The following is a 17,381-nucleotide window of genomic DNA, read 5'->3' as shown; positions in this document are numbered from 1 at the left end:
ATTGAGGATTTTCTCTTAATTTGGTTTATCATCATTTTCGGCAGTGAGCATTTTGATGAATTCATGGATATCAGTCATGCTTTTGACGACATATTCGGCGATTATTTCCCGTAGTTTACTGCTGTCTTTTTTTTCATAAGTAAAGCTTCCATGTTCAGATATTTTTACTTTACACCTGTTTTTAGAGGTTTACACATTTTTTTAGATGCTACCTAGACCATCTTTACCAAAGTGGCAAATACAAAGAAATATATGAAAAATAGTTCCATAAAACACCAGATATTGGGCAGTTGAAAAATTGGGGATAAATTGCTTTTTTTTAAATGCTGCAACAAAAACAGCCAGCGCTATTTTAAAGCTTGGCTGTTTTTGTTATTTATTTGCGTTCCGCATAATTAATCAAAAATGTGGATTAAATGTAAAATTACTATTACTGCCAAAAAGCTATTCTTACTAAGCGGTGAAATCATTGCTGTTCAAAGTTTATTTCTCAGAAAAATAACATTTTATTATAAAAGCACGTCATAAACAACTCTTCAGCTCAATCCAAAGATTAGTATACAATTTACTATCCATAACCGATATTACGAATATGATACTATAAAAGAAAATCTTTTATTTCCGCAGGTTAAGGAAATTTAATAGCTGGAATTATCATAATAATATTTATATAATGACAATATTGGAGGATATAAAAATGGTTATTCAAAATAAAAGAATTTTGCATATTTTGAGATTGCTTAATAAGAGTAACAAAATTATTACAGGAAAACATCTGGCAGATTCGATTGGGGTGAGCAGTCGCACGATAAGAACCGATATGAAAGAGGTTGCTTGTTTTCTAAAAAATAAAGGAGCACATATCACTGCTGAAACGGGTAGTGGATATTTATTGATTGTTGATGATGAAAAAAAATACGAAAATTTCATTGATGAACATTCCATTAATGCATCAAAGGATTACAAGGGAATAAATATCGTTCCTTCAGACTATAACGACCGTATATCTTTTATCATTGCCAGAATTTTGCTGAATTCATTGCACAACAAAGTAGTCAGACAGGAAGACCTCTCTGATGAATTATTTATCAGTCTATCAACGTTAAAAAAGTATCTCGGTGATATAAAAAAGAGTGTTGCCCGCTTCAATCTTGAACTTACTGCCGATAGGAAAAACGGTATAAAGATAAATGGCAATGAGGCACAGATAAGATATTGCATATCCGAATATGTTTTTAATCGAGACGAGTTATTAAATTTATCGAACAATAAATTTTTTAATGATATATTTCCCAGACAGGAGATTGAAGCGGTAAAACATATTTTGCTGAAAGTGATTCTACAGCATAATATTCATTTGACTGATATAGCTTTTAAGAATTTACTGGTTCATATTATCATAACTATGCGACGCTCAGGTAAAAAAAATACGGTAGAATACACTGAAAATGAACGTATGAAGTTAAAACAGTCAGCGTATTTTTTGCCAGCGGCTGAAATACTTAATATTGTTGAAGAACATCTTGGTGTCGATATTAATAATGAAATATATTATTTGACGCAGCATTTTATTGCCAGTCAAAAATTTATCGAATCATCGAAAAACAGAGACGATTTTCAAAAACTGATTAATGATATTTTATTGAAAATAAAAGAAAACATCGGAATAAATTTATTTGATGACGATGAACTATTTTCCGGTATAATGATCCATTTGATAGCCGCAATCAGCAGACTGAGATTTAATATGAATATACGAAATGATATTTTACATTCAATTAAGAATAATTATCCTTTGGCATTTGATATGGCAGTGATAGCCAGTGAAATAATGGAGCGGGAAGAAAATGTAAAAACCAATGAAAATGAAATAGGATTTTTGGCTATTCATTTCGGAGCCGCTCTGGAACGTAATAAGCTTAATAATCAAATGGGCAAAACAGCTGTTATTGTCTGCGGAACAGGTCTCTCTGCCGCACTGCTGCTGAAAAGCAAGCTGCAGAGAAGATTTGGCGGTATATTGCAGATAAAAAAAGTAATGAGCTGTTATGAACTTAACAGTCAGACAATAAATGATACTGATTTTATATTTACGACAGTACCGGTGGAACATATAAAATCAGATAAAATAATTCGTGTAGAGCCTATAATGACGGAATATGATCTTGCAAAGATAGAAAAAAGAATAAACAATGTCTCATCTGAAAAAAATGATATTAATTATGATGAATTTTTTAAGAAAAGTTTATTTTTTTCTTCCTTAAATGCAACATCATCAAATGAAGTTATTGAAAAAATAGCTGACAATATGATAAAAGCAGGCTATATTGACAAAAAAATTAAAAAGTCGATTTTTGACAGAGAAAATATGGCTTCCACCGAGTTTTCCAATTTTATAGCAATTCCTCATCCTTTGGAAAATAATATGGAAAAACCGGCGATAGCAGCAGCGATTTTGAGGGATCCTGTTTTATGGAATAAGGAAAAGGTGCAGATAGTATTTTTATTGGGAATACCACAGAGACTCCATAGCGTTTGGGAAAGTATATTCAAAAAAATATATGATAATTTCATAGAAGGAAACAGCGGTGAAAATCTATTAAAATCACCTCTGTTTGAAACATTGATTACAGAATTAAAAAAATAAAAGGCTTTGTTAAGTAAAAATGAAAAGATAGCTAATGTTTCTGTAGAAAAGCACTAAATTTTATCAACTTGCTAAAGAAAACAAGTTTTTCATATTGGGATTATAGTTAGCTCCGGCAACTTGAGCAGGAGTTAAATGATTAAGACCAGTATGAGGGCGCATGAAGTTGAAAAAGAAGACAAAAACAGAAATAGTAGCATTAGCAGAGTGAAAAGAATGAAAGCCACGTTTGGTTTTATACCAAGCCTTGAAACGGTTGTTAAAAGCTTCGATAAGATTGTTGCTAATATCGTCCTTAAAGCTCTCGACACGAATGTGTTTAGCATGAGGAAAGTAGCACTTAGTAGGAATCTTGTAGGCACTATAGCGATCGCTAACAATGGCATTGGGATTACCTAAAGGGGAAACATGCTGAAATAAAGCATGTGCCTGAGGAGAAGAACGATGTGGTGAAAGATGAAAACCAAGAACAAAGCGGGTTTCACTATCGATGATGAACCAGATGTAGTATTTCTTTCCAGCAATTTTAACCACTGTTTCGTCAGCATGCCATTCATCAGAATTGAAATTCATAGAAGGTATGAGCTTTAAAGAAATATTATCAAAAAGCGGAGCGAATTTTTTGCACCACTCAGCAACACTAACATGAGAAAGCTTGATGCTGTAGAGCTGATAAAGCATGAGAGAAATGTTACGAGTAGAGCTTTTGCCTATGAAAAAAAGAGTTAAAACAGTGATGATTAAATGAACTGGATGACGCATGCGTGATAAATTGGATTTACCAAAAAGTTTAGAAACAGAAGGTGGCAAAGTAGCAGTTGATTTTGGTTGAAAAAATGAATGATTACATTTTTTATCAGAGCAACGAAAGTTAGAATAATCACGATAATCGTGATGCAAGAAAGACGATTTTCCACACATAGGGCAAGGAGGATACTTTTTACCTCTGACACTGGGGAGAGCATCTGGTGCAAATTGATGTTTACAAGCAAGGCAGCGATATTTTTGATTACCGAATTTATCTTTGCCAAACTTATGGAAATGGTGATTATTGTTGCATTTAGGGCATACAATCGGTATAATTTTCTGCATGAGGCATCGTCCTTTCGATTGGTGTGTTTTCTAGCAGAAACATTGTACCATTGAAAGGTTCGGTGCCTCAATTTTCATTTAAGTTAACAAAACGAAATAAAAAATCAGGAGGTATTTTAATGATATTCCAAGATGACAACTCATTGGATATGCATATAGATCCTAAATATATATTTATGGATTTTGAGGCTGAGAATGACATGGATGCAATAAAAAAAATGGCTGCAAATTTGAATAAGGAAGGAGTTGTAAAAGAAAGTTTTATATCAGCTATTTTAGAACGAGAAAAAAATTTTTGCACAGGACTACAATTTGACGAAGCAGGAATAGCTATTCCGCATACCGATACACAGCATGTCAATTTACCTGCAGTGAGTATTGCAGTATTAAAAAATCCTTTGAGTTTTCAGGAAATGGGCACACCTGGGACAAAAGTGAATGTAGAAATAATATTTATGCTGGCAATAAAAGCCGCCCATAGCCAAGTAGAATTTTTACAGACATTGATGACTGAATTTCAAAAAAATGGTGTATTAACAAGTTTAATTCAAAGCGAATCAAAGAATGAGTTATTAAATAAGTTTAAGATACTTTTAAGAAAGTAGGAGAAAATTATGAAAAAAATTCTTGTAGCATGCGGCGCCGGTGTTTGCACCTCTACCGCAGTATTGAGTAAAATGAAAAAAATTCTTGATGATAATGGTTTTAAGGGACAGTATGAATTAGCTCAGTGCAAAATTGCAGAAGTGCCTTCAAAATCATCAAGTTTTGATTTGTGTGTGGCCACCACAATGGTTTCCGAGGTAAAATGTCCCTTTATAATGGGAATTGCTTTTTTAACGGGACGGGGTCTTGAAGATACTGTAAAAAAAATTTTTACTGAACTGAAAAAATAATAATTGATAAATTAGAAAGGCGGAAAATAATGGATACTGTATTGGCTGCTTTTAAATTTGTGCAAGGTCTGGGACCGTCAGTAATGATGCCCATAATAATATTTATTCTTGGAGTCATCCTGAAAACAGGTGTAGGAAAAGCAATAAGAGCAGGGTTGACCGTAGGTATAGGATTTATCGGGTTGAATCTGGTAATTGGTCTTATGAGCTCAAATCTCGGTCCGGCGGCACAGCAGATGGTGGAAAGATATGGCTTGAGTCTGTCAGTAATTGACGTAGGCTGGCCGGCAGCGGCGGCTATAGCTTTTGCATCTACGGTAGGAACGGTAATAATACCGTTGTGTTTGCTGATAAATATTATTATGCTACTTACGAATACGACACAGACGGTGGATGTCGATATATGGGATTATTGGCATTTTGCTTTCACCGGTGCATTGGTTGCGATAATCACCGACAGCCAGATATTTGGCATTATAGCAGCTGTATTGAATATGATAATAATAATGGTCATAGCAGATTATACTGCACCGGCACTGGAAAAAACCAACGATCTGGCGGGAATATCGCTGCCGCATGGCTTCAGCGGAGCATATGTTCCAATTGCTTTAATAATTAATAAAATGATAGATATGATTCCCGTGGTAAGGAATATAAATATTGATCTCAATAAAATACAAAATAAGTTTGGTGTATTCGGAGAGCCTGTTTTAGTAGGAAGTGTACTGGGCTTGATTATAGGTATAGTTGCCGGGTATGATATAGGTCCTGTACTCACTCTTGGTATAACACTCGGCGGAGTTCTTGTACTTATTCCTAAAATGGCGGCAATGCTGATGGAAGGACTGCTGCCTATATCAGATGCAGCTTCTGAGTTCATAGAAAAAAGATTTAAAAACAGAGGTAAGATTTATATCGGCCTTGATTCGGCGATAGGGATAGGTCATCCGATAACACTGGCAGTTTCACTTATTCTCGTACCATTGACAGTATTTATGGCAGTTATACTTCCGGGAAACAAAGTTCTTCCCTTTGCTGATCTCGCAGTCATACCTTTTATGTTTGTATTGATAATACCGATGGTAAACGGCAACGGTTTCAGAGCATTAGTGACAGGCATTTTAACCATAGCAGCAGGCCTTCTGATTGCTACGAATCTCTCACCATTGATGACCACAGCGGCAATAAACGCCAAATTTAAAATGCCGGAAGGAGCTATGGCTATTTCAAGTATTTGTGATGGAGCTAATCCACTTACATGGGCTATTGTTCATTTAAGCGATATAGGTGTGATCGGTGTATGTATATTGGCAGCAGTAGCATTAATAATGGCCGTGATGAACAGAAAAAGAATTATGAAAGAAGCTGACGAACTACATGCAGTAAATGATAATTAGGTGTTTAATATTATGAAAATATATATTTGTTCGAAAAAAGAATTTATTTTTCGGATTTTAATTCCTGCAGCAACTTCTGTATGCGGATTAACAGCTTGTATGACAGTATTATTTATTTATCCAGAATACAGCACGTTTTGCCTTTTGGCGGGAATAATATCTCTGTATACTGTTTATAATACTTTTTTTGCCGGCAGTTATCCTGATAAAATTATCATAGCTGATGATTACATTTCATTTTATTCTATGGGAAGAGTTCAGTACTATAGTTACTGCAGCATAAAATATTTTAAAGTAAGGGAATCAAGATATTCAAGAGATATGTTCATTAGAATAAATAAACCATTATTCGGTAAAGGACGATTTTGGTTTAATGCAAACAGTTTTAACAATGGCAATGCTCTGTATAAATATATAACAAATCTTGAAAACAGGATACATCCTGAATCATTGAAAAGCATTGCAGGTAATCGGTGTTCACATGTGGAGGGAAGATAAATTGTTTGAAGAAGAAAAGCAGCAAATTATTGATACGGGTATAAAAATTGATCGTTATGGTCTTATTGCCCTTTCAGGCGGGAATGTAAGCTGGCGCATGCCCTCGGGAGAAATCCTGGTGACTCCTTCAGGAATGGTGTATGAAGAACTCACGGCAGACGATATTCTGATGATGGACATTGACGGAAAAATTTTAGAAGGTACAAGACGTCCTTCAGTTGATACAATAGCATTATTGTATATATATAATAATATGCCTCATATTAACTCAATTATTCATACACACCAGCCATACGCAACTGCAGTCGGTCTTGTTGCCGATGAATTACCATGCGTTCTTACGACATTGGCAAATGCCGTCAAGGGCAGTGTGAAAGTCTGTAAGTTCAGCTCTGCAGCCAGCAAACAAATGGGTGTGGAAACCGTAAAAAATATTGGAGAAAAATTGGCGGTAATATTAAAAAATCATGGCGTAATATCCGTAGGAACAGATTTGAAACAGGCACTCTGCTCCTGTGTTTATTTGGAAGAAGCCGCTAAAACCTATCTTTCCGCCAGAGCTGTCAGTAGTGATATAGCCTTTCTGACCAAAGAACAAATCAGTCAGGCTATCAAAATTTTTGATCATTATGGGCAAAATAAATAATCGAATAAAACTATAAAAAGAGGTAATAATATGCTTGTATCAACAAAAGAGATGCTGCAAGAGGCAAAGAAGCGGGGTTTTGCAATACCATCGGCAAATTTTGTCGACCAATTATCGGTTAGAACACACATAAGAACTGCCCAAAAATTGGGACTGCCTTTGATATTATCATATGCACAAGCACACTCAATATATCTAGATATAGAGGAAGCCGCACTTCTAGGAAAATTGTATATAAAGAAGGCTTCCGTCCCAGTGGCTTTACACTTGGATCACGGAATGGATCTTGCCTTTATAGAAAGAGCCGTGGAACTTGGTTTTACATCAGTAATGATTGACGCTTCAATGCATGATCTTGCAGGAAATATAGAAATAACAAAAAAGGTCGTCATGTTCGCCCACAGGCATAATATAACAGTAGAAGCAGAAATAGGTCATGTAGGGACGGGCATAAATGTTGGACAGGGAGAAACTGACCTTGGTGATAATAGTATTTATACGACTGTTAACGAAGCAAAAAAAATTGCTGAACAGAGCGGTCTTGACAGTCTGGCCGTCTCTATAGGCACTGCACACGGCCTTTATAAAGGAACGCCAAAAATAAATTTTGCCAGACTGGGCGAATTAGCAGAACATATAGATGTGCCATTGGTACTGCACGGAGGTTCATCTTCAGGTTACGAAAATTTGGAAAAATGTGCACTTGGCGGTATAGCTAAGATAAATATCTATACTGATTTTATAGTTAATGCTTATACCAGGTTAAGACAAAATCTGCCTGAAAACTATTTTGAAGTAAGAGATTCTATAGAGCAGGGCATGGCAGATACGCTGGAACATTATTATAAAGTATTTCATACCCAAAAAATATAATAGTTAAAAGTCAGTGTAAAGTTCATTTCACGCGAAATATCCCGGCTCATGTTCTGGCAAAGAAAAAAGCCCTCTGATTACTCAGAGGGAAAAACATAATATATCCTCTCATTTTATAAAGCTTACATGCTTGCATATTTCTTTATACGCTTCATCTTTTCGTTTATCATAAATAATCTTATTTTCCTCAAAAAGATTGCGTCCGTGTGTGTCTATTGATACTATAAGCGGCCCGAATTCTTTTACCTTACAGGTCCAAAGTGTTTCGGGCATCCCTAAGTCCTTCCACTTTGCACTTTCAATATATTCTACACATTTCGCAGCTACTACAGCACATCCGGCAGGAAAAACCACATGTAATGCCTTATACTTTTGGCATCCTGCCATAGTGCCTTTCCCCATACCTCCTTTGCCGACAATCAACCGAACACCTGTTTTTTTTATAAATTCTTCTTCAAATTTTTCCATACGCATGCTGGTTGTAGGTCCTACCGAAACCATTTCATATTTATCTTCATCCAATGTACGTATTATTGGCCCTGCATGTAGAATTGCTCCTCCACGAATATCAATAGGCAGATCACGTTTTTCTTCAATGAGCCTTCTGTGTGCGACATCACGGCAAGTCGTGATATATCCGTTAAGATATATAATATCTCCTACATTTATATCTTCAAGATCTTCTGCCTGAATTGGTGTTGTTAATATTTTTTTATCCATTAAAAATTCACCCCCGAATGTGAGTCGATAACATAATTCAGTTCACGGTCAAACACAATATGTCCGCGGCGATGAGACCAACAACCCACATTTACAGCCACACCTATAACGGATGGATGACGTGCAGCATTCTCAATATGGACACCCATTACGGAATTTTTCCCCATGAGTCCCTGTGGTCCAAGTCCTATTTTATTTATACCTTCCTCTAAAAGTTTTTCCATTTCAGCTGCACGTGCATTCTTATTATGTGATCCCAAAGGCCTCATGAGTGCTTTCTTAGACAGCACAGCTGCAACTTCGACAGAGGTTCCAATGCCGACTCCGACCAAAAGCGGCGGACATGCATTTAGTCCATACGTCGTCATTTGGTCCAGTACAAACTTCGTGACACCCTCATATCCTTCTCCCGGCATTAATACCATAGCTTTTCCGGGCAGAGAACATCCTCCACCTGCCATATAAGTGTTAATATCAAGTTTATCGGTATCAGGTATAATATCCCAAAAAATTGAGGGAATATCTGTTCCCACATTTTTACCTGTATTATATTCGTCAAAAGTTTCCACACAATTATGTCTGAGAGGTGCTGCTTTGGTTGCACGCATTGTGGCATCTTTCAATAACGCCGGCAGCTCTCCAATATAAGGAAATTTCGCACCGCATTTTATGAAAAATTGTATAGCTCCTGTATCCTGGCAACTTGGTCTATCCAAATCTATCGCAAGTTTTTGATTTTTCATCATTGTATCATAAATTATTTTTGCCAGTGGAATAGTTTCCTGTCTGCTAAGTTCATCAAGTTTTCCACGCACATCATCGGGCAAACATTTACCCGTATAATCTATAAATTTTACCATCGTATCCGTAATTTTTTCTGCGGCTTCTTTTTCTATCATAATACCATCCCTCTTTAGTAAAATTAATTACTACCAAATACCAATAAGTTTCCACCAAAGCGAACCAATACCGATCCAAATGATGAAATTTATTATTGAACATGTGAAACCAATTCTCCACCAGTCTTTCTGGCCTATAAATCCTGCACCAAAATAGACCGGCGCAGCTCCTGTAGCATAATGAGTAAGTCCTGCCATAAGATTTGAAAGTACAGCAAGACCAATTGCAGCAAAATAAGGCGGTGCACCTGCTGCAACGGCAACTGCTAAAAAGGGGGCATATATAGCAGTTGCATGAGCGGAAAGACTTGCAAATGCATAGTGACTATAAAGATATACAAGAAAAAGTACACCAAGTGTTATTACCCAAGACACTCCGTTCAATGATTGTGTAACATTTTGGGCGAACCATTGAATAAAACCCGATTTATTTAGTGCCTCAGCAAGACCGATGATTCCTCCCATCCACATCATACTATCCCATGCGCCCTTTTCACTGATAACATCCTCCCACTCGAGTACATGAAATATCAGCATAACCGACACTCCCAGTAAGGCAACTATTGTGGCATCTATATGTGTATATTGTGATGTACTCCAGAGGAGCAGTGCTCCGATAAAAACACCGCTTATAATTTTTTCATTATGTGTCATTTCACCCATATTTTTAAGTTCTTTTCCCGCAAGCTGTTGTGCCTCAGGTGTATCTTTTATTTCTGGTGTATATGTCCGATAAAGGAAGAAGGGAATTACAATAATAGAAATAATCCCCGGTACAATACCCGCTATCGCCCAAAGGCCCCACGTAATATCTAAATTTGCAGTTTGTTTAGCTAACGTAGCCATCAGGGGATTCGGTGCGCATGCAGTCAAAAAAATTGCTGCAATAGGCGCATCAGCCTGAAAGGAAACAGCTAAAAGAAACGCCCCTATCTTGCGGGCAGTGGGGCCTGGTTCTGAATCAAATACCGATGCCAGACTTCTCACAATAGGAAACATTATCCCCCCAGACCGTGCTGTGTTTGAGGGTGTCGCCGGGCTAATAATGAAGTCACTGATAACAAGCGTATAACTGAGTTTCAAGCTACTACTGCCAAACCAAAAAATTAATTTGTAAGCAATACGTTTCCCCAGACCTGTTTTGATAAAACCTTTTGCAAATAAAAACGCCGATATTATAAGCCATATTGTTGTATTACTGAAACCGGCAAGTACTTCTGATGGTTTCAATAATCCAATAAGTGCCGGATAAGTAACACCTGCCAATGCGACTGCTCCCAATGGCATTGGCTGCAAAATAAATCCTAAAATTACAGCTGCAAAAATGGCAAATATATGCCATGCTTCTACAGTAAGACCAGCAGGAACAGGAAGCAACCATATCAACATTAATGATACCAATACGATGCTGCCTCGTACTAAACGATTCATCTTATCACCTCTAATGCATTAAATTTATTTCAATATTTAGTTTTTATAGAAAAAAATAAATATTTCTATGAAATTATTGTAGATTATAATATAATATAAGTAAAATACTTGTTTTATTATGATTATCATAGTATAAAGCCTATGGAGGTCGCTTATATTTATGGAATATAGACAATTACGTTATGTCCTAAAAATAGCTGAAGAAAAAAACATTTCATTGGCGGCAAAAAAACTCTATATATCACAACCATCTTTAAGTCAATTATTATTGACTGTAGAAAAAAAATTGGTGCTCCTATATTTGACAGAAGTGTAACTCCTTTAAAGTTAACTTATATCGGTGAATTATATGTAAATACAGCACGGCAGATTCTTGACTCAAGTGAACAATTCTACCAACAGGTAGATGACGTTATGCATTTAAATCAAGGACATATTACAATAGGATGCTCTCCATTTCGCAGTACATATTTATTAGCTAAATTTATCCCTTATTTTCAGAAAAAATATCCTGCTATTACCTTGGAATTATGTGAAGATACGACTTTACGGCTGGAAGAACTTGCCCTAAATGGAGAAACAGATATATCAATTTCTCTTTTGCCAATTAACAAAAAAAATTTTTCTTATGAGGAACTATTTAAGGAAAGACTCCTCTTAGCCATTCCGCCGTATCACCCTATCTGTCGTGAATATAATCTATCTCCCGGTATTTTCTCAAAACCGCCAATAATTAATTTATCAAAATTAAAAAACACTCCTTTCATTCTGATGGAACAGGGTCAAAAATTGCATTGCACATTACTTGAATTATGCCGTCAAGCTGGTTTTTCTCCTCAGATCAAACTGGAAACACAAAGCATGGATGCTGCACAGGCGCTTGCTGGAGCAGGTATCGGCGTCACACTTTTACCTCACACATTAATCCAATCTGTGCAGCCTAAGTTGGCACCTTGCTATACATCGCTTATCGAAAAACCATCCCGCATAGCTATTGTCATTTGGCGTAAAAATCGTTATTTATCCAGGGCTGCACAAAAATTCATTTGTTTGCTAAAGAATTTTTGCGCTCAATCCACTAAAGAAAAAGAGTCCTCTACTTGAGCAATATTCAATGCCACATCTCCTTATGGGCAAAACAAAAAACTGTCTCACTTAATCAAAATATGTAAACAGTTCTTTCGAAAAAAATACTCCCGGACTAAAAAAGTCAGGGAGTATTTCCATGCTTATTCAAATTTCCAATCCGCTTCGCTCAGCGCGTCTTATATCCTTTATAGTCCTTCAATTTGGTGTTTTTCTGCAGAACTTCAGCAATACTTGCACCGTTATTTAACTCGGTAACAGCTTTATCTGCTTTATCAGACAAAAATACTTTATCCTGTTTCCCCAGCAGCAAAGTTTGGTCATCAGGCCAAAGCCGCCCTGTGTTTTCGTTGCGTCCCTGCAGAACGAATTTCGTATCACCTGCCGCATTGGCCTGCTGCAATGTTATGTTATGGCTTTTTTGATATTCCGCTACAGCCGCACATAAAGCAGCGTCGTCCTTACGGCGGCGATTCATAATGAGTACAGCTTTAGTATCCTTGAATTCTGTACAAAAGTTGAAATCCCCCTGCGAATCCATTGCCGTAAAAATCGGACCTCTCCCATGATATAACGGCGCGATAACTTTTTCGATCGTCAGTGATTTGCCCACTCCCTGCGTCTGAGGATGTGCATTATAATCATAGGCATTGATATATTTACCATCACTGCCGAGCCGGTTAGTCATTGCCACGATGCCTTTTACCCCCGGTATATCAAAATACTTCACAGCGGCACGTATTACGTCAATTGCCGAGGCCGAATTGATCCAGACATCCATACCGTTTTGAGCCAAGGCTTTATATAGCTCCTTGATTTCCGGTGTAACGGTGATTCCCTGATTATATGACACGGTAATAACACCGGTATCACTTTTTCTGTCAGCCGGACTTGTATATTTCCCTTTTGACCATGTTTGTGCTTTGGCCGGATCACCATAATAGCTGTCACAGGCATAAGCAAGATTATAAACCTGCCCCGGCGTCATACCTGTAAACCAGTATGTCACCCACGGATAAGAGACCGATGTGTCCATCGTTTCTGATATAGCATCATATAACCAACGCATTTTAGTGACAAATTCCTGATATTCAAAACTCTGTTTGATCTGTCCGGACTGTTCCCGTCCTTCAGCTGAAACCACTCCCGCCTTATAGAGAGAAGCATAAGCCCTGACCGCATCATTTATACCGGCTTGGATCGTCACAGGCCAACCGGAACCGTCATCAGCCCCATATGTCAAGGATAATTTTTCGATTGGTATGCCTGTTTCCAGTACTTCAGCCAATTTCTGAGGAGGAACGGCAAATGCCAGATGTTCAAGCTGCCAGATCATCAGCTGTTCTTCCACATCCAAAACCGATGTCGTATTATCAAAATCAAAAACGGCATAGGGACGCTCATGTTTATCATAGTTTGGTGAATATTTTCCGTAAGTCAGCAAAAAATCATTTAGTGTGCCTCTGACTTCCGGCGCCCAATTCTCACTTTGCAGCTGCGGTGTGCTGGCAGTTTCTGTTTCTGAAACTGCCGCAGTTCCTTCAGTAACCGGGGGGCTTACCAATACACAGATTGCCGTCATTGCCAAAGCAACACCCAGCATACGGAAATTTTTTAAAAGCCTCATGGTTTAAAACTCCTTTTTCAGCATATTTATACTGTTATAATATAATTGTTAAAGTCATGTTTGATTATCAATATATTATTTTTTTATTATATTCTTCACATTGGAAGAACTTTTATCAACAACAAAAAGCCCTCTGAAATCAGAGAGCTTTTTGCCGGAATATCCAGTATACAGCTGCAAACATATATACGTTATTTTTATCTGCTTTTATTCTGCCGCCCGCATAACCGCTTCTTTCATTTTTCTCACATATGCACCGACAGGTTCCGGTGCATTCCTGCCATGCTGCGCTATAATATTTACTATTGCACTGCCCACTATAGCTGCATCAGCTGTTTTTGCCGCTTTATATGCCTGTTCCGGAGTCGCTATGCCGAAACCGATGCCGACTGGAATCTTACTGTTTTGGCGGATAACTTTTACTATACCGGCAAGATCTGTCTTTATTTCGTTTCTCACACCTGTTACACCCAATGAAGATACGAGATAAATAAAGCCCTGCGCTTCTTTTGCTATCATGCCTATACGCTGCAGAGAAGTAGGTGCTATCAATGACACCATTTCAACCCCCTCTTTATTTGCGTATGATATAAGTTCATCTTTTTCTTCAAAAGGGATATCAGGAATAATGATAGCATTTATGTCCGCTTCACGGCATTTGGCAAAAAATTTTTCTTTCCCATAAACAAACAGCAGATTGGCATATGTCATAAAGGCCATCGGTATCTGTACTTTCTCTCGTACTTTTTTCACCATGGCAAAAATCTTATCAGTTGTCGTGCCGTTGGCAAGAGATCGCAGACTAGCCTGTTCTATGACAGGTCCTTCCGCAACCGGATCAGAAAAAGGTATGCCTATTTCTATTAGATCGGCACCATTTTCCGCCATCGAAATAATTATTTTTTCCGTGGTTTCCATATCAGGATCACCTGCGGTGATAAAGGCAATAAAGGCTTTTTTATTTTTGAATGCGTCCTGTACTTTAGTCATGTATATCTATCCCCCTGTAACGCGCTATTGCTGCCACATCCTTATCACCACGGCCTGACAGGCAGATAATCATCACTGCGTCTTTTTTCATTTTTGGCGCTATTTTTATAGCATGCGCCACTGCATGAGCGCTTTCTATGGCCGGTATTATACCTTCTACATGTGACAGGTACTCAAAGGCGTCTACCGCTTCATCATCCGTTACCGGCACATACTCCGCACGGCCCGTGTCATGCAGATATGCGTGTTCCGGTCCTATTCCCGGATAATCCAGGCCTGCCGAAATAGAATATACAGGTGCTATCTGCCCGTATTCATCCTGGCAGAAATAGGATTTCATGCCGTGGAATATTCCCTCCGTACCGGTAGTCAGCGTCGCTGCGTGCTTACCCGTTTCAATACCTCGCCCTGCCGCTTCACAGCCGATAAGACGCACACTCTTATCATTGATAAAATTATAGAACATGCCCATAGCGTTGCTGCCGCCGCCGACACACGCCATTACAACATCAGGCAGCCTGCCTTCCGTCTCAAGGATCTGCTGTCTTGCTTCTTTACTTATAATACTCTGGAAGTCCCTGACAATTGTCGGAAAAGGATGAGGCCCCATTACCGACCCCAGTACATAATGTGTATCATCAATCCGTTTTGTCCATTCACGCATCGTTTCGTTGACTGCATCTTTCAGCGTTTGTGTCCCGCTTGTCACTGCGTGCACTTTCGCACCTAAAAGTTCCATACGATAAACATTGAGCCGCTGTCGATCGGTATCCTCCCTGCCCATAAAAATTTCGCATTCCATTCCCATAAAAGCCGCAGCTGTTGCCGTGGCAACACCGTGCTGTCCGGCTCCCGTTTCGGCAATGACGCGTGTCTTGCCCATTTTTTTTGCCAGCAGGATCTGCCCCAATGCATTATTTATTTTATGTGAGCCTGTATGATTGAGATCTTCACGTTTTATATATATCTTTGCACCGCCCAGATCTCTTGTCATACGATCGGCATAATATAAAAGAGAAGGCCTGCCTGCGTATGTTTTCAATAAATCGTCCAGTTCTTTTACAAATGCTTCATTGTTCTTATATTCATTATAAGTTTCTTCCAGTTCTATTACAGCATTCATCAGTGTTTCCGGTATATACTGTCCGCCGTGAATGCCAAATCTGCCTTTTTTACTCATTTCAATCTCCTTATGATCGACATTATTTCTTTTATTTTTACCGCATCTTTCACACCGTCTGTTTCCACACCGCTGTTGATATCTACGCCCCACGGAGCAGCCTGTCTTATTGCTCTGGCAATATTTTTACTGCTGAGACCGCCTGCCAGCATAAAGGGTCTGTCAACTCTTTCCAGAAGTGACCAATCAAAACTATGCCCGGTACCGCCTGCTTCAGTTCCCGAAAATGTATCAAAAAGCAGCAAATCAGCCGCTGAGTTTTGCCATTTATCTATATCACTGCTGTCCTTGACACGAACCGCCTTCCATACAGCACAGCCTGTTTCTTTTTTTATGCGGATGATATCCTCTTCCGTTTCATCACCGTGCAGCTGTATCACATCCAGCGCAAGCGAATGTGCCGCATTGATTATGGCCGCTGTTACTTCATTGACAAAAACACCTGCCGCATCTATTGAAGATGAAAGCGGCACTTTCATTTCATGGACACGCGACGAAGTGACCTGTCTTCTGCTTGGTGCAAAAATAAAGCCTATGTAATCCGGCTGGACCATATTTATCGCATCAATATCCTCCATACGGGAAACACCGCATATTTTCGTACGGGGTATCCTGACCGGCCCATACAGCTTCGTCAGTTCCTTCACTTTGTCTGCGCTGCGCATGAATGTCTCACCGATCAGCGCTCCCTGTACATTATTTTTCCGCAATCTTTCAATATTTTCTGCTGTTTTAATGCCGCTTTCCGATATGAATATAACATCTGCCGGCACCTCTTTGCGGAGGTTTATACTGTTGTTTATATCCACCGAAAAATCACGCAGATCGCGGTTATTGACCCCGATTATACGTGCTCCTGCGGCCAAAGCCTTTTTTATTTCGGCATCGTCATGTGCCTCTATAAGACACGAAATTCCCAGTTCATCAGCTATCTGCCGAAAACGAATCAGCTGTTCGGTTGAAAGCAGCGCGCAGATCAGTAAAACCGCTCCCGCACCCAGAATAGCCGCTTCATAAATCTGATATTCATCCACTGTAAAATCCTTGCGCAGTACCGGGATGTCCACAGCAGCGGCTATCTCGCGCAGGTATACGTCACTCCCCAGAAAAAACTCCGGCTCTGTCAATACAGAAATAGCCGCCGCACCCGCTTTTTCATAATCCCTGGCAATATCAAGATAAGGGAAGTCTTCCGCAATAATGCCTTTTGACGGTGATGCCTTCTTCACCTCGCAAATAAAGGATATATCTTTTCCACGCAAAGCTTTTTCAAATAAGAACGGATTTTTGTTTTTTCTGCCATATGCCTCCTTCTTCACTTTTTCGAGCGATTTTTGCCGCTTGCGTTCTTCCACACGGATGCGTGTTTTTGCGGCAATTTTTTCCAGGATCATACTCG

At 38.6% G+C, this 17,381-nt stretch carries 17 protein-coding genes; 9 read left to right on the top strand and 8 right to left on the bottom strand.

All coding sequences use genetic code 11. The annotated features are described in order from the left end of the window. The first annotated feature begins 697 nt into the window (after nucleotides 1-697). Nucleotides 698-2,647, top strand: coding sequence for a BglG family transcription antiterminator (locus NXG61_RS05365; RefSeq protein ID WP_307225141.1), 1,950 nt, complete (start codon nucleotides 698-700; stop codon nucleotides 2,645-2,647). A 63-nt stretch (nucleotides 2,648-2,710) separates the two neighbouring features. Here NXG61_RS05365 and NXG61_RS05360 read toward each other — a convergent pair whose 3' ends face one another. Further along, nucleotides 2,711-3,739 (bottom strand): IS6 family transposase, encoded by a 1,029-nt coding sequence (locus NXG61_RS05360; protein ID WP_307225425.1) that lies wholly within the window; start codon nucleotides 3,737-3,739, stop codon nucleotides 2,711-2,713. 119 nt (nucleotides 3,740-3,858) lie between these two features. Here NXG61_RS05360 and NXG61_RS05355 point away from each other — a divergent pair, with 119 nt between their 5' ends. Genes NXG61_RS05355 through NXG61_RS05330 form a run of 6 tightly spaced genes read left to right on the top strand, consistent with a single transcriptional unit; the run spans nucleotide 3,859 to nucleotide 8,049 of the window. Continuing rightward, nucleotides 3,859-4,344 carry a PTS sugar transporter subunit IIA gene (locus NXG61_RS05355; protein ID WP_432748981.1) on the top strand — a complete coding sequence of 162 codons (486 nt, stop codon included), beginning with the start codon at nucleotides 3,859-3,861 and terminating at the stop codon, nucleotides 4,342-4,344. Nucleotides 4,345-4,353: 9 nt separating this feature from the next. Further along, nucleotides 4,354-4,635 carry a PTS sugar transporter subunit IIB gene (locus tag NXG61_RS05350; RefSeq protein ID WP_196605145.1) on the top strand — a complete coding sequence of 94 codons (282 nt, stop codon included), beginning with the start codon at nucleotides 4,354-4,356 and terminating at the stop codon, nucleotides 4,633-4,635. A gap of 29 nt (nucleotides 4,636-4,664) precedes the next feature. Next, nucleotides 4,665-6,032 carry a PTS galactitol transporter subunit IIC gene (locus tag NXG61_RS05345; RefSeq protein WP_196605146.1) on the top strand — a complete coding sequence of 456 codons (1,368 nt, stop codon included), beginning with the start codon at nucleotides 4,665-4,667 and terminating at the stop codon, nucleotides 6,030-6,032. A 12-nt stretch (nucleotides 6,033-6,044) separates the two neighbouring features. Then, a complete protein-coding gene (locus tag NXG61_RS05340; RefSeq protein ID WP_196605147.1) occupies nucleotides 6,045-6,530 on the top strand; it encodes a hypothetical protein in 486 nt (161 codons plus the stop codon). A 1-nt stretch (nucleotide 6,531) separates the two neighbouring features. Beyond that, nucleotides 6,532-7,176: a class II aldolase/adducin family protein gene (locus NXG61_RS05335; RefSeq protein WP_196605148.1), complete on the top strand. Its 645-nt coding sequence runs from the start codon at nucleotides 6,532-6,534 to the stop codon at nucleotides 7,174-7,176. Between the two features lie 30 nt (nucleotides 7,177-7,206). After that, entirely contained in the window at nucleotides 7,207-8,049 is an 843-nt protein-coding gene (locus tag NXG61_RS05330) for a class II fructose-bisphosphate aldolase (RefSeq protein WP_196605149.1), read from the top strand. 108 nt (nucleotides 8,050-8,157) lie between these two features. Here the strand turns inward: NXG61_RS05330 and ttdB are convergent, their stop codons facing one another. From ttdB to NXG61_RS05315, 3 genes are read right to left on the bottom strand one after another with little or no spacing between them, the layout of a single operon-like run. Next, nucleotides 8,158-8,769: a L(+)-tartrate dehydratase subunit beta gene (ttdB, locus tag NXG61_RS05325; protein WP_196605150.1), complete on the bottom strand. Its 612-nt coding sequence runs from the start codon at nucleotides 8,767-8,769 to the stop codon at nucleotides 8,158-8,160. Then, nucleotides 8,769-9,668 (bottom strand): L(+)-tartrate dehydratase subunit alpha, encoded by a 900-nt coding sequence (gene ttdA, locus NXG61_RS05320; RefSeq protein WP_196605151.1) that lies wholly within the window; start codon nucleotides 9,666-9,668, stop codon nucleotides 8,769-8,771. The genes ttdB and ttdA overlap by 1 nt, the downstream gene beginning before the upstream one ends. A gap of 30 nt (nucleotides 9,669-9,698) precedes the next feature. Then, nucleotides 9,699-11,099 carry an anion permease gene (locus NXG61_RS05315; protein WP_196605152.1) on the bottom strand — a complete coding sequence of 467 codons (1,401 nt, stop codon included), beginning with the start codon at nucleotides 11,097-11,099 and terminating at the stop codon, nucleotides 9,699-9,701. 160 nt (nucleotides 11,100-11,259) lie between these two features. Between NXG61_RS05315 and NXG61_RS05310 the strand changes: the two genes are divergently transcribed. Further along, nucleotides 11,260-11,415: a LysR family transcriptional regulator gene (locus NXG61_RS05310; RefSeq protein WP_307225310.1), complete on the top strand. Its 156-nt coding sequence runs from the start codon at nucleotides 11,260-11,262 to the stop codon at nucleotides 11,413-11,415. Between the two features lie 98 nt (nucleotides 11,416-11,513). Beyond that, complete coding sequence (locus tag NXG61_RS05305) at nucleotides 11,514-12,203, top strand: LysR family transcriptional regulator substrate-binding protein (protein WP_307225311.1); 690 nt, start codon at nucleotides 11,514-11,516, stop codon at nucleotides 12,201-12,203. 151 nt (nucleotides 12,204-12,354) lie between these two features. Here the strand turns inward: NXG61_RS05305 and NXG61_RS05300 are convergent, their stop codons facing one another. The 4 genes from NXG61_RS05300 to trpCF form a co-directional block, all read right to left on the bottom strand. Beyond that, nucleotides 12,355-13,812, bottom strand: coding sequence for a hypothetical protein (locus NXG61_RS05300; protein WP_307225312.1), 1,458 nt, complete (start codon nucleotides 13,810-13,812; stop codon nucleotides 12,355-12,357). Nucleotides 13,813-14,019: 207 nt separating this feature from the next. Further along, on the bottom strand, nucleotides 14,020-14,802 hold the full coding sequence (gene trpA / locus NXG61_RS05295) for a tryptophan synthase subunit alpha (protein WP_307225313.1): 783 nt from the start codon (nucleotides 14,800-14,802) through the stop codon (nucleotides 14,020-14,022). After that, on the bottom strand, nucleotides 14,795-15,982 hold the full coding sequence (gene trpB / locus NXG61_RS05290; RefSeq protein WP_307225314.1) for a tryptophan synthase subunit beta: 1,188 nt from the start codon (nucleotides 15,980-15,982) through the stop codon (nucleotides 14,795-14,797). Before trpB ends, trpA begins: the two co-directional genes overlap by 8 nt. Further along, on the bottom strand, nucleotides 15,979-17,376 hold the full coding sequence (trpCF, locus tag NXG61_RS05285; protein WP_307225315.1) for a bifunctional indole-3-glycerol-phosphate synthase TrpC/phosphoribosylanthranilate isomerase TrpF: 1,398 nt from the start codon (nucleotides 17,374-17,376) through the stop codon (nucleotides 15,979-15,981). The genes trpB and trpCF overlap by 4 nt, the downstream gene beginning before the upstream one ends. Between the last annotated feature and the right edge of the window lie 5 nt (nucleotides 17,377-17,381).

This window comes from Pectinatus haikarae (genome assembly GCF_050916305.1).
In the GTDB taxonomy this organism is placed as follows: domain Bacteria; phylum Bacillota; class Negativicutes; order Selenomonadales; family Selenomonadaceae; genus Pectinatus; species Pectinatus haikarae.
This window is presented reverse-complemented; position numbering and strand designations above follow the sequence as displayed.

Coding starts and splice junctions, on each gene's coding strand:
- NXG61_RS05305 (WP_307225311.1), top strand. CDS start 11,514: ATGCATTTAAATCAAGGACATATTACAATAGGATGCTCTCCATTTCGC.
- NXG61_RS05350 (WP_196605145.1), top strand. CDS start 4,354: ATGAAAAAAATTCTTGTAGCATGCGGCGCCGGTGTTTGCACCTCTACC.
- NXG61_RS05330 (WP_196605149.1), top strand. CDS start 7,207: ATGCTTGTATCAACAAAAGAGATGCTGCAAGAGGCAAAGAAGCGGGGT.
- trpCF (WP_307225315.1), bottom strand. CDS start 17,376: ATGATCCTGGAAAAAATTGCCGCAAAAACACGCATCCGTGTGGAAGAA.
- ttdB (WP_196605150.1), bottom strand. CDS start 8,769: ATGGATAAAAAAATATTAACAACACCAATTCAGGCAGAAGATCTTGAA.
- NXG61_RS05345 (WP_196605146.1), top strand. CDS start 4,665: ATGGATACTGTATTGGCTGCTTTTAAATTTGTGCAAGGTCTGGGACCG.
- NXG61_RS05315 (WP_196605152.1), bottom strand. CDS start 11,099: ATGAATCGTTTAGTACGAGGCAGCATCGTATTGGTATCATTAATGTTG.
- NXG61_RS05360 (WP_307225425.1), bottom strand. CDS start 3,739: ATGCAGAAAATTATACCGATTGTATGCCCTAAATGCAACAATAATCAC.
- NXG61_RS05300 (WP_307225312.1), bottom strand. CDS start 13,812: ATGAGGCTTTTAAAAAATTTCCGTATGCTGGGTGTTGCTTTGGCAATG.
- ttdA (WP_196605151.1), bottom strand. CDS start 9,668: ATGATAGAAAAAGAAGCCGCAGAAAAAATTACGGATACGATGGTAAAA.
- trpA (WP_307225313.1), bottom strand. CDS start 14,802: ATGACTAAAGTACAGGACGCATTCAAAAATAAAAAAGCCTTTATTGCC.
- NXG61_RS05310 (WP_307225310.1), top strand. CDS start 11,260: ATGGAATATAGACAATTACGTTATGTCCTAAAAATAGCTGAAGAAAAA.
- NXG61_RS05340 (WP_196605147.1), top strand. CDS start 6,045: ATGAAAATATATATTTGTTCGAAAAAAGAATTTATTTTTCGGATTTTA.
- NXG61_RS05365 (WP_307225141.1), top strand. CDS start 698: ATGGTTATTCAAAATAAAAGAATTTTGCATATTTTGAGATTGCTTAAT.
- trpB (WP_307225314.1), bottom strand. CDS start 15,982: ATGAGTAAAAAAGGCAGATTTGGCATTCACGGCGGACAGTATATACCG.
- NXG61_RS05355 (WP_432748981.1), top strand. CDS start 3,859: ATGATATTCCAAGATGACAACTCATTGGATATGCATATAGATCCTAAA.